The organism is Flavobacterium sp. W22_SRS_FK3, assembly GCF_052113665.1.
Classification (GTDB): Bacteria; Bacteroidota; Bacteroidia; order Flavobacteriales; family Flavobacteriaceae; genus Flavobacterium.
This window is the reverse complement of the sequence record NZ_JBGQOF010000003.1, coordinates 88,349-101,401: the sequence shown is the minus strand read 5'-3', so window position 1 is coordinate 101,401 and position 13,053 is coordinate 88,349. Positions and strand designations below refer to the sequence as shown.

General features: G+C 35.2%; 6 protein-coding genes. All 6 read right to left on the bottom strand.

Annotated elements, in window-relative coordinates; genetic code table 11:
• Nucleotides 1-98: 98 nt before the first annotated feature.
• On the bottom strand, nt 99-1,598 hold the full coding sequence (locus ACEN2I_RS03670; RefSeq protein WP_441764767.1) for an aminotransferase class V-fold PLP-dependent enzyme: 1,500 nt from the start codon (nt 1,596-1,598) through the stop codon (nt 99-101).
• Nucleotides 1,599-1,621: 23 nt separating this feature from the next.
• Complete coding sequence (locus ACEN2I_RS03665; protein ID WP_441764766.1) at nt 1,622-3,562, bottom strand: cytochrome c biogenesis protein CcdA; 1,941 nt, start codon at nt 3,560-3,562, stop codon at nt 1,622-1,624.
• Between the two features lie 306 nt (nt 3,563-3,868).
• The gene (locus ACEN2I_RS03660; protein ID WP_441764765.1) at nt 3,869-6,661 is read right to left on the bottom strand and encodes a M16 family metallopeptidase; all 2,793 of its coding nucleotides are present in this window, start codon (nt 6,659-6,661) and stop codon (nt 3,869-3,871) included.
• A 71-nt stretch (nt 6,662-6,732) separates the two neighbouring features.
• On the bottom strand, nt 6,733-7,863 hold the full coding sequence (locus ACEN2I_RS03655; RefSeq protein WP_441764764.1) for a redoxin domain-containing protein: 1,131 nt from the start codon (nt 7,861-7,863) through the stop codon (nt 6,733-6,735).
• A gap of 62 nt (nt 7,864-7,925) precedes the next feature.
• Nucleotides 7,926-9,329: a RagB/SusD family nutrient uptake outer membrane protein gene (locus ACEN2I_RS03650; RefSeq protein WP_441764763.1), complete on the bottom strand. Its 1,404-nt coding sequence runs from the start codon at nt 9,327-9,329 to the stop codon at nt 7,926-7,928.
• Nucleotides 9,330-9,345: 16 nt separating this feature from the next.
• Complete coding sequence (locus tag ACEN2I_RS03645; RefSeq protein WP_441764762.1) at nt 9,346-12,876, bottom strand: SusC/RagA family TonB-linked outer membrane protein; 3,531 nt, start codon at nt 12,874-12,876, stop codon at nt 9,346-9,348.
• Nucleotides 12,877-13,053 lie beyond the last annotated feature (177 nt).

Here is a 13,053-nt window from a genome sequence, read left to right as displayed (position 1 = left end):
AAAGTTAGAATGATTTTTATCTGAATTTAATTAAAAAAGCACTCCAAAAAAAGAGTGCTTTCTTTCTTATTCAGAAAAGGATTACCAGATCATAATTGTTAGTCCAAACAAAACCAATCTTTAACATCCTCAGAAATAGTTTCTGCTTTTAAAATATTTTCAAATTCATTATTCAAAGGGTTATATTCATACGCTTTTTGCCATTCATCATAGTGAAGAACCACTTTTTGTATAGCATCACAAATAAAAAACAATTCATCATTAGTCATTGTCGGATGTAATGAAACACGGACCCAACCCGGTTTATTGCTTAGATTTTTTTGAAGAATTCCACTTGTAATTTTTTTAGACTGCTGCTCATCAATATCAAACAAATAATGTGCATACGTACTCGCACAAGACCAGCCGCCACGAACCTGGATTCCAAAACGATCATTTAAAAGTCGCACAATTAAATTATAATGAATATTTTCTATAGTGAAAGAAACACAGCCAATTCGCTCCGTTTTAATATCTCCAAGAATTGACAAACCTTCGATTTTTTGAAGTTCCGAATAACAAATATCCAATAGCTCTCTATCTCTGTTTTTTATATTCTCAATACCCATTTGCTCTTTCAGTTCCAGACACAAAGCGGTTCTCATGACCTGCAAAAACCCTGGGGTTCCACCATCTTCCTTCACTTCTATCACATCACTATAATGGTAACCACCCCATGGATCCGTGCATTTTACATTTCCACCACCCGGGTTATCAGGAAAATTGGATTTATATAACTTCTCATTAAAAACCAAAACACCGCAAGTTCCCGGCCCTCCTAAAAATTTATGGGGTGAAAAGAAAATTGCATCTAATTGCTGTTCAGGATCTTCAGGATGCATATCGATTTTGACATAAGGCGCGGAAGCTGCAAGATCGACAAAACAAAATCCGTCGTTTTGGTGCATGATTTTGGCTAATTCATAATACGGTGTAATGATTCCGGTAACATTTGAACAAGCTGTAAAAGAACCAATTTTTAAAGAACGATTTGAATATTTTTTTAGTTCTGCTGAAAGAATTTTGGGATCAACCAAATTGTTTTTTCCAGCAGGTAAAACAACTACATCCGCAATGGTTTCATACCACGGAACCTGATTCGAATGATGCTCCATGTGCGTGATAAAAACTACCGGTCTTTCATCATCATATTTCAGATTCACATTGTAAATATTATCTGCAGAGCGCAAACCCATAATGCGCTGAAGTTTATTTAAAGCAGCCGTCATGCCGGTTCCGGTTGTCACCAAAACATCCGACTCCTTAGCGTTAATATGTTTCTTTATCAAATGTCTTGCATGTTGATACGCATAAGTTGATGCCTTACCTGTTTCACTAGAAAAGGAATGCGTATTGGCAATCATCGGTCCTATTTTATTGAGCATAATATCTTCAATCGGAATATACAATCTTCCGCTGGCAATCCAGTCAGCGTAACATAATTTTTGTTTCCCGTAGACCGATTCGAAAGTATGATTCAATCCAATTATATTTTCCCTAAACTTTGAAAAATGTTGCTCTAATTGGGTTAACTCCGTTTTGTTTAGAATAGCATTCATTACTTTATTTCTTTTAAAAGAGCTTATTTTTTAAAATTTTTAATTCCTGTGTTCAGCCAATTATAATAATCTTCAATATCAGGATTGTAAGCAGAAGGTGCTGTCAAATTAGCACTGTTATGATCTACCATTACATAAAACGGCTGTGCATTTGCCTTGTACGTTTTAATTTGTAAATCACTCCATTTGTTACCAATTGTCTTAATTTTTTTACCGGTCGTTTCAGAAACATATTGCTCACTTTCAGGAAGTTCTTTTTTATCATCCACATACAGCGAAATCAAAACCACATCATTATTTAAAACGCCTAGAACTTTTGGGTCAGACCAAACCAGTTCTTCCATTTTGCGGCAGTTAACACAGGCATATCCGGTAAAGTCCAACAACACTGGTTTTCCTGCTTTTTTGGCAAATTCCATTCCTTTTTTATAATCGTGAAACGTAATGATATTCTGTGGGCCAAATACAGCTCCTTCCGGCAAAACTGATTTTGTTTCTCCCGAACTTTTAGAAGCTCCAAATCCATCAGGAGATTCACTGTACTGCATTGGTGGAGGAAAACCGCTGATTAATTTTACAGGTGCTCCCCAAAGTCCCGGAATCAGATAAATGGTGAAACTCAAAACAAGTAGTCCAAAAGTTAATCTTCCTACCGAAATATGATTTATTGGAGAATCATGAGGCAACGTAATTTTACCAAATAAATAAAAGGCCAAAATACCAAAAACAGCAATCCAAATCGTTAGAAACACCTCTCTTTCCAGCCAATGTAATTGCAGAACCAAATCGGCATTGGATAAAAATTTGAAAGCCAAAGCCAATTCTAAAAATCCCAGAACAACTTTTACTGTATTCAGCCAGCCGCCAGATTTTGGCAAGGCATTCAGCCAGCCCGGAAAAGCAGCAAATAATGAAAACGGCAATGCAATCGCAATGGAAAATCCTAACATTCCAACAATTGGCGCAATGCCTCCTTTTGAAGCTGCTTCCACCAATAAAGTTCCAACGATTGGTCCAGTACACGAGAATGACACAATCGCCAGAGCCAAAGCCATGAAGAAAATCCCAATTAATCCTCCCCTGTCTGCCTGCGAATCGACTTTGTTGGCCAATGTGCTTGGCAGCATAATTTCGAAAGCACCCAAAAAGGAACAGGCAAAAATCACCAATAAAACAAAGAATATTAAATTGAACCAAACATTCGTTGAAAGCGCATTAAGCGAATCTGCACCAAAAACTGCTGTTACAATAGATCCCAATAAAACATAAATAATGATAATAGAAAATCCGTAAATTAATGCATTTCTAATCCCTGCTGCTTTGGTTTTACTTTGTTTGGTAAAAAAACTTACCGTCATCGGAATCATCGGAAAAACACAAGGTGTCAGCAAAGCTGCAAAACCTGATAAAAAGGCAATGATAAAAATGCTCAGTAATCCTCTTGCAGATGATTTTTTATCTGTATCTAATGGCTTTGTTTCAATTGTAGTTTTCTTTTCAGCTATTTTTTTGGCATTTGGAAACTTAAATGTTAATTTTTCAGATGAAGGTGGTAAACAATTGGTATCATCACAAACCATAAATTCGACTTCGGTTGCTATATTGTAAACATCATCAGAAGTGAATTTAATTTTTTGTGTAAAAAGTGCCTTATCTTCAAAATATTTAATTTTCATGTCGAAAATTTTATCCACAACTTCATGTCCATTTCCCTCCTTAGTTTTACCAATTAACTCGAAGTTTTTTTGTCCATTTTCAAAGTTAAAAGCAGTTGGCGATGGTCCGCCTTCTTCGATATACTGACCGTATAAATGCCAGCCCGACTGTATTTTAGCTTCAGCTTTTAAAATATATTCTTTTTCAGAAATTTTCTCTACCGAAGTTGTCCATTTTACAGGATTATACATTTGACCGGACATGCCCACACTCAGCAGCAGCATTAAGCTAATTATGATATTTTTCATTTTTTTGATTTGATATTTAAAAAAGAGCTGTCAGCAAACAGCTCTTTAAGTCTTTCATAGAAAATGGCTTACTAATTCAGATTCTAAAAATGAAATAATGAAAGACAATTATGAAAATTATTGTAGAGTATTGATTTAAATTACTGGCATTTGTTTTTTACCAATTATTAAACACATAGATTCATAGTTTTTTGCAAGCTTAAAAAGTCGTTTCACTTATTCAAAAACACAGAGCTATGTGTTGAGGAATGGTTTCTCTTATATTCAGCCAAAAATAAAAACCTATGTTTCTATGTGTTTATAAAATTATTTCAACGGATTTCCACTTTGATTAAGCGAACCTGATTTGATGATAATCATTTTGTCTAACTGAATATATTTTTTTATCGCATTGTTAACTTGTTGTAAAGTCACTTTCTCAATATCTTTTGGGTATTGTTCGATGTAATTTGGCTCTAAACCTCTTTCTACAAAACTCAAAATCGTTCTTGCCATACCGTTTGTGGTGGACATACCCACTTTAAAACTCCCAATTAAATTGGTCTTTTTGTTCTCTAATTCTGTTTGTGTGATACCATCATTTACCCATTTATTTACCTGTACCATGGTGGCATCCAGTCCTTTTTGAAATAAATTAGGGTTGAAAGAAGCGTTTACCATCCAATACCCTCCGGTAGTGATATTTCCACCCATTCCGGAAGAAATACTATAGGTTAAACCATCATTATCACGAACAGTCTGCATCAAACGACCGGCAAAACCGGCTCCTAAAGTGTAATTTGCAATATAAAATGGAATATAATCAGCATCAGCTCTTTTTAAACCGGTGTATTGACCAATATATAATTCTGCACTTGGTTTTTCTGCAATGGTAACAACTTCGATTTTGGAACCTGCTTTTACAGCTTCCTCAAATTTTAAAGTTTCTGTAACGCCTCCATTCCAATTTTTAAATGATTTTTTTAGAGAGGTATTCAAATTATCTCCTTCTGTATCTCCAACAATTACTAAATGCATGGATTGCGGACCGAAATATTTTTTATGAAATGCCTTAACCTCATCAAGACCTGCATTTTTTATATTGGCTAAATTATCTTCAACACTCAAACTGTAATTTGGATTTCCTTTTGAATAAATTGCCTGAGACAAAGCAATACTGCCTCTTTCACCTGGATCATTTAAGTTTTGCTGCATGTTTCCGATGAACTGTTGTTTCAGGTTTTCGAATTCTTTAGCATCAAATAATGGATTTCTTAACGCTTCTGCCAATAATGTAATAACCTGATCTAAATCTTTTTTCAGACATTTAAAACCAATATTTATTTTGGTTGTAGAAGCATTTACATTCAGGTTCACACCTAATTTTTGAAGTTTTTCAGAGAATTTAAACTTGTCATTAAGCGTAGTTCCTTTTGACAGCATAGAAGCCGTTAAAGACGAAATCATCGGGTTTTTGGTTTCATTTACAAAATTTCCTAACGAAATACTGGCAGCAACGGTTACGAAATCCTTCGCAGACGTTTTTACTGAAACCACATCAATTCCGGCTACTTTTTCTCTTTTGTATACAGAAGACTCTTTCTCAAAGGTATTTTTATCTTCCATAGCAACGGTTGTTAATACCGTTTCGTCTTCAAAAGATGTGTATTCAAAAGCTTTTTCAAAATCGTTATGTTCCGGATGTCTGTAATAAAATGGCTCATTTTCAGGAATAAAATTATTTGCCTGTGCTGTATCCTGGCTTTGTACTCCGCTTTGTTTCGGAATAAAATATCCGGTTGTACTTTGATCTTCAACTAAATATTTCTGTGCAACGCGAAGCACATCTGCAGGAGTTACTTTTTTTAATCTGTCAACTCCTGTAACAAAATCTGTCCAGTCGCCTGCCGCAATCGCTTCATTCAATTCTGATGCAATTACGCCAGAACCATCACGACCTAAAATAGTCTGTGCGCTAATTTTGGCTACAACACGATTTACCTCATCCTGAGTGACACCTTCTTTTTGAATTTTAGCAACAACTTCACTTATTTTAGCGTCTATATCTTCATGTTTTGAAGTAGTTGGAAAACCAACACCAATGGTAAAAAGACCAACTTCTTTAAAATTTGTAGCACTTGCATAGCTATAAATTCCCATACGAGTATCAACAAAAGTTTTGTTTAAAATTGCCGAAGGCCCGGAACCGATAATTTCACCTAAAATATTCAGAGCAGGTAAATCTTCATGTAAAGCTCCCGGAATTTTGTACGCTTTGTTCACTACTCCTAATTCTCCCGGTTTTTTTACGATAATTTTGCGAGGCCCATATTGCTGAGGTTCTTCGGTATAAGGCTGTGGCATTGGGTTTGGCGCTTTTGTAATTCCACCAAAATACTTTTCGATTAATTCAAAAATAGTGTCTTTTTTAAAATCTCCAATAATCGTTAAAGTTGCATTATCTGGCCAGTAATAGGTGTTATAAAAATTACGCAGCACCTCAATTGGCGCTTTTTCAATATCCGATTTCCATCCAATTGTAGAATGGTGATACGGATGCGCAATATAAGCCGATGCCCAGATTTCTTTATCCAGTAAACTATTCGGATTGTTTTCGCCTCGTTCAAATTCATTGCGAACTACTGTCATTTCAGCTTCTTTATCTTCTTTTGTCAATAAAGAATTGCGCATTCTGTCGGCTTCAATCTGCAAGGCCAGGCCGATTTTGTCACTTGGCAGTGTTTCAAAATAATTGGTTCGGTCGTACCAGGTTGTGGCATTTAATTGTGCTCCTGTATTTTGAAGTACATCAGTAATAGTAGTGCCGCTTTTTTTGTTAAACGTTGGCGTTCCTTTAAACATTAAATGCTCTAAAAGATGTGTTGAACCTGTGTTTCCTAAAACTTCATTTTTAGAACCTACGCGATATACAATTTGAACCGTTGCAACTGGGGATGCATTGTCCTGTAAAAGCAAAACATTCATTCCGTTTGGCTGATACAAATATTCTTCTATACCACCTAATTCTTTGATTTTCTTAAAATTGACTGATTTATCTTGGGCTGAAATAAGCGTACAGAAAGCTAATGAGCAATAGCCCAGAAAGATGTATTTTTTCATTTTTTTGTGATATTATTTAAAGTTTGCAGTGCTCAGTCTCAGTTTTCACTGAGACTGAGACTGAAAAAAAATTATGATTTACTGAAAATTTCTTTCAATTTAACCTGAAGTGCCTCTTCTCTAAGATTTTTAGCCACAATTTTTCCATCAGGTCCAATCAAGTAATTGGTTGGAACTAATTTTACTCCGTATAAAACAGCAACATCATTCTTCCAGCCTTTTAAATCTGAAACATGAGTCCAGGTTAAACCATCTTTTTCTATCGCTTTTTCCCAAAGATTCTTTTTATCATCCAATGAAACTCCCAAAACATCAAATCCTTTATCATGATATGTTTTGTAAGCTAAAACTACATTTGGATTTTCTTTTCGGCATGGACCACACCATGAAGCCCAAAAATCAACCAAAACATATTTACCTTTATAATCCGACAATTTCACCATTTTTCCATTCACATCCGCTTGAGAAAATTCCGGTGCGGGTGAACCTACAGCTGTTTTAGCATTAAGATCTATCGTTTCTTTTAGCTTTTTACCATAGAAAGATTTTTGAATTTCTGGAGTCAAAATAGCATAATATTCTTTTACTTTTTCAGGAGCTCCATATGTTACGATGCGCTCGTCAATTACCAATGCTGCTCCCAATTTATCTTGATGACTTCTGATATATTTATCAGTTAAATCATCTGCAAAAACTTGTAAATCTGCCCAACGTTTGTCCAACATTTCATTTTGTTCCGGGGTAAGCTTTACTTTACCTCCTTGCTTTAATGAATCGGAAACTCTATAAATAGGACCTGCTAAACCAGAGATCTTTTTGAATTCATTTTTATAAAATGATTTATAAATTGAATCCTGAGTTGCGCCCGAAACTTTAGCCAGATACATAGAATCCTTTTTAGCCTCGAAGGTTATGTTTTCATTATCTAATAAAAAACCTGCTCCATAGTCTGCTCCTTTCAATTTTATGGTATACAGTAGCGGTTCCTCTACTTTTCCTGAAAAAGTAAAACTTCCGTTAGTAATTGTAGTTGAATCAATGATTTTTTTATCGCCATCCATGAATTCTAAATAAACCATTCCTTCTTTTACATCAACAAATTTTCCGCTTATAGTGTAGCCCTCTTCTTTTTTAGAACAAGAAACAATTAATGCTGCAAGCGTTACAGCCAATAAACCTGATTTTAAAAACTTATTTTTCATTTTTTTTTGTTTTAAATAAACTTCCCTTTCGCAAAAACTAATCAGGAAGTTTTTGTTCTTTGCTATTTATTTACATTTTGTGTTAGAGTACCATTCCCTGGATTATTAGTAGCTCCTTGGGGGAAAGGCATTGTCCATAAATGAGAATCTGATGACAAAGTATAGGTTGTTCCATCTACTACTTTTGATAAACTAAAGGTATATTCTCCCTCAGCATTCAAACGTCTTGCATCGGCAAATGGCATGATTGTTAAAATTAGCTCGTTACGTTTGGTCTTGAAAATAGCATTTAAAGCTGTCGTTTTATCAGCTGTCACAACATCAGTATATTCACTTGCAAGAATACGCGTTTTACGAACTGTGTTTAAAACGTTCATAGCCTCGGCCACCTGTCCGGCACGAGCCAAACATTCTGCCTTTATTAAATATACTTCCACTGTGGTAATTCCTCCAAAATTATACATACCTGATAAAGTGGAGTAATAATAGCTTTCAGCCCCAACGGTTCTGATTTTCCAACGCGACTTAAAACGAGCGTCACCGGTCTCAAAACGTAGCGCTCTTTCTACAGGTATACTTAATTCTCTAGCTAATGAACGGCTGGAACCATGTCTAAAAGTATAATTTTCACTATAATTATATCCCATTGGAGAGGCTATTGTTGTGTAAGAGTTTGGCACCTCAATTAATGCTTTATTGTCATTATAAAAACCTACCCAATCATACAACTTATTATTTTCGCCCAAAGCCATATCTGCATATTTTAAAGCCTCAGTATAATTATTCATTTGTAAATACACTCTTGAATAAAAGGCATAACCAGCTCCTAAATTGGGATGCAAAGCAGTTACGGAAACCTTTGGTAAATAAGGAATTGCTTCTTGCACATCTTTTAAAATAAAATCATACAATTCCTGAATCGTAACTTGTTTACTAGGCGCATTAATGCTAGCACTTGTTATTAAAGGGACAGACAATTTACTAGCATTAGCCGTAGTATACGTATCGGCATAAAAATTAACCAAATTAAAATACGACATGGCACGCAATATTTTGGCTTGTGCCCAAAGATTTCTTTGATCTGTTTCGGTAGCTTCAGTGGTGGTTAAAGCATTCTCTATAATCAAATTGAATGTTGAAATTCCTGCATACTGTCCATAATACGTCGTTTCATCAGCCTGATTCAACGCTATTCTATCCGCAGTTTCATCCCACATATAGTTTGCTTTTGTCAAACGGTAATAGGCTAAATTAGCTTCTGTTTGATATCTGTCGTTCAACAAACTTATTGCCTGCTCAATATTTACTATTTGATTACCATATTCATCTCGTATAAAAGCTTCATAGTCGGCTAATGTAGTAGGAACTTTTGATCCTTTTGGTACCTCATCCAAATAATCATCACAAGCTGTAAAAGTTAATCCTAATACCAGGACGCACAGTATCTTTATATATATTTTTTTCATCGTGTAGTCTTTTAAATTAAAAATTAATATTGACACCCATTACAATACTTGGAGACTGGAAACCACCTAACATGTATTTTGCATCTCTACTTTTCGCCCATGTGTAAACATTTTCTGCATTTAAATTAAAGCGGATATTTTCTAACTTCACTTTACTTATAAAACTTTTAGGCAACTGATACCCTAATGAAACGTTACTTAAACGAACATTGGATGCATCCAAAATATTAATATCAGCATAGGAATAAATACTACGGGAATCGTAATTAAAATCTGCCTCATATTCATATACCGCACGCGGAATACTCGTAAAAACCTCATCACCAGGTTGTTGCCAACGGTTTACTATGTCCTTATTTACAACAGTAATATCAGCTACGTAGCTTCCCATTGCACTTGAATAATTATTGTTCAACATAGGTAAAAAAGTATTTCTCATTTTATGTCCCAATTCATAAATAAAAAGTGCAGAAAGTGAGAAGTTTTTATAACTCACAGAGGTGTGAAAAGAACCGCTTTGGATAGGTACTGTCGTCCCATAATCTTCAATAGCCTCTAAATCCGCTGGGTTATAAATTACTGCTGTTCCAGAAGCATCATAAACCTGAGGCAAACCAGTACTACTCAAGCCTGCCCACTTGTAACCATAAATGGAATTGTAATTTTTACCTACTCTGGGATAAGCTGAAGCATAGTCCAATTGGAGATAATAAACAGGAGCCTCTACATCGACATAAGTAACTTCGTTCTTATTTTTAGCATATAAAACCGAAGCATCCCAGGCAAACGAAGGCGTTTTAATAATGGTACCGCTTAAACTTACCTCAAAACCTTTGTTGGTCATTTCTCCATTATTGATTCTATAGGTTGAATATCCCCAGCCTTCTGTTGGAACTCCAGTACTACTTGCTAACAAATCCTCGCCTTTTTTGTTGTACACATCAAACGTTCCATTCAAGCGATTTTTAAATAAGGAGAAATCCAACCCTATATTGGTTGTAGTGGTTTTTTCCCAGGACAACTCTGGATTTGGTCTTGAATTCACACTGCCCTGTACTCCTCCTACATTAGGATTGGCAATGTAATATGCAGTTAAGTAAGGAGCAGAATCTTTGGCTACGTTACCCCCAATACCATAGGATCCTCGTAGTTTAAGCATAGCTACCCAAGCCACATCAAAAAAAGATTCTTTATTGATATTCCAAGCAGCTCCAGCAGACCATGTAGGTTTGCTTTGGTATTTATTATCCGTTCCCCAAAGGTTAGAACGGTCCCAACGTAAACTTCCGGTTACCATGTATTTTTTATCATAAGTATAGCCACCCGTACCATAAAACGAAATGTAACGGTTGACCAATTCTCTCTCTGCAGAGAAGTCATTTTGGCTCATATAACCACTAAACACGTTACCGTAGACTTTCAATAAGTTGGCTTGATTTATGGGAGTGAAAGATAAGGTTTGCTCATCCCAACCGTAACGAGTATCGTCTCTGTATTCTGTTTTATTATGACGCACCTCCATACCGGCAATAGCGGATACATTATGTTTTGCTTTAAAATTTTGTTCAAAATTTAACTGCTGACGGAAATTGTAGGCATTTGTAAATTGATTGGTTTCTTTTAAAATATCGCCATAAGGTAAATTGTAAACTGCAGCATTATTGGCTAGAGTTACCAAACCGTTTACCTGACTTCTTACACTAAACGACTCTTTTTCTCTCAAATAACTGGTACGATCTGAACCATACTCGTATTGAAACATGGCAGTATAGGTAAATGCTTTACTGAATTTTACATTAAACTTAGCAAAAGATCTGTTTAAGAAATTTTTGGTATTGCTAACGTTTCTTCCCAACTCTTCAATTGGTGTAATGTCCATGCTATAAAGACCATAGTCCTGCATAGATTGAAGGGTGAAATTATTGTAACGTGACGCAGCTGTTGAGGTGAAATAAGTTCCATCATTATTAACCAATTGGTCATATGGCTGATGTTTATAACCAGCATTAAATGTACCTGAAGATGAATTAATAGGGTTATAACTTTGTGTATCGCCTTTACCAAAATTGATGTACGTACCTAAATCTAAAGACAACCAACTATTAATTTCTGTTGAATTTTTAAGGTTAATACCAACCGTTTCATTTTCGGAATAAATATCTTCCAATTTATTGTTTTTATAAGTTAAGGAAGCATTGAAACTATTCTTTTGCGTTGCTGTTCCCAAACTAATATTGTGTTGCGTAAAAAACTGGTCGCGCTTAGCATACTTTGCCACATCATCATAATATTTATAACCATTAGCAGCCAATTGATTCAATTGATTTGTTGCATCCGTTTGTGAAATTGCGCCAGAATACCCCTTTAAAATAGTTTGCATACCTAAACTAGTAAAGGCTGCATTGTTTAATAGCGATTGTGCATAAGTACTTGCATTAGCTCCCTGCAAATTAGGATTATTGGTAGCCCAACCTCTTTCTAGCCCAATAACATCTCCTGAATCCGTAAGATTATCGGTATAATTCCTGTAGGGTGTTACCGTTAAATTGCTAGAAAACGAAATAGTTGTTTTCCCCGCTTTCGCTTTTTTAGTCGTAATAACTACAACGCCATTTGCAGCACGTGCACCATAAATAGAAGAAGCCGCAGCATCTTTTAAAACCGTAATTGTTTCAATATCTTCTAAATTTAAATTAGGAAGATTTTCTTCTAAATTAAACGTTGCATTATACTTGGTATTTTCTATCGGAAAACCATCGACAACATACAAAGGAGTAGTAAGTCCGCTCATAGAAGTGGTTCCACGAATCTTCCCGTCCTGGTATCCTACTATACGACCTTCTAATATTTTATCTAAACCACTTAAGCGTTGCTCTTTAAAATCCTCCGATTTTAATTTTGAGAACGATCCTGTAGCTTCCTCTGCTTTAATATCTTGATATCCAGTTGTTAATACAAGTTCACCTAATTGAACTGTATCTTCTTTAAGTGTAATATTAATGACACTTCTGCCTGCAACTTTTACTTCCTGTCTTACAAAGCCCAGATAAGCAAAAGCTAATGTAGTTTCACTATTTACTGCAATAATCTGATATTCTCCGTTAAAATCGGTCTGCACACCTCTCCCCGACCCATTATCCGAAACAGCTGCTCCTGGCAGTGGATTTCCATTTTCATCGGTTACTTTACCTTTTACAATAAAATCCTGATCTTCTTTTACCACAGTTGGCTTTTCTATGGGTGCTTTTTTTGGAGTTAAAATAATATGTGATCCACTAATTTTAAAATCGGTACCCGTGTTATTAAAAAGCGTATTCAGTATTGCTTCCATAGAAACATTCGTTACATGAAAATCAACTTTACGATCTAAATCAACTGATCTCACGTTATATACAAATCTGTAATCTGTAGTATATTCAATCTTTTCTATAACCTTCGCAACGGTCATATTATCAGCACTGAAAGAAGCGATAGCTTTTTGAGAATACGAAGCTCCCGCATGCATAACAGATAAAGTGGTCAATAAAAATAATGTGGTTAATTTCATTTTTAAATCAAATTTCAAAAAAGGCTTATCGAACCTGATTTTGTTCAAGAGTTTTTTCATACTTTTAAAATGTTTTTTAGTGTAATTGGTTATTTAAACTGATTGCATTCATACTGCCGGGAAATGTTGGCGCATTTTCCGGTTTTTTTATAAACAGCAATCCTTCATTTTGGATTT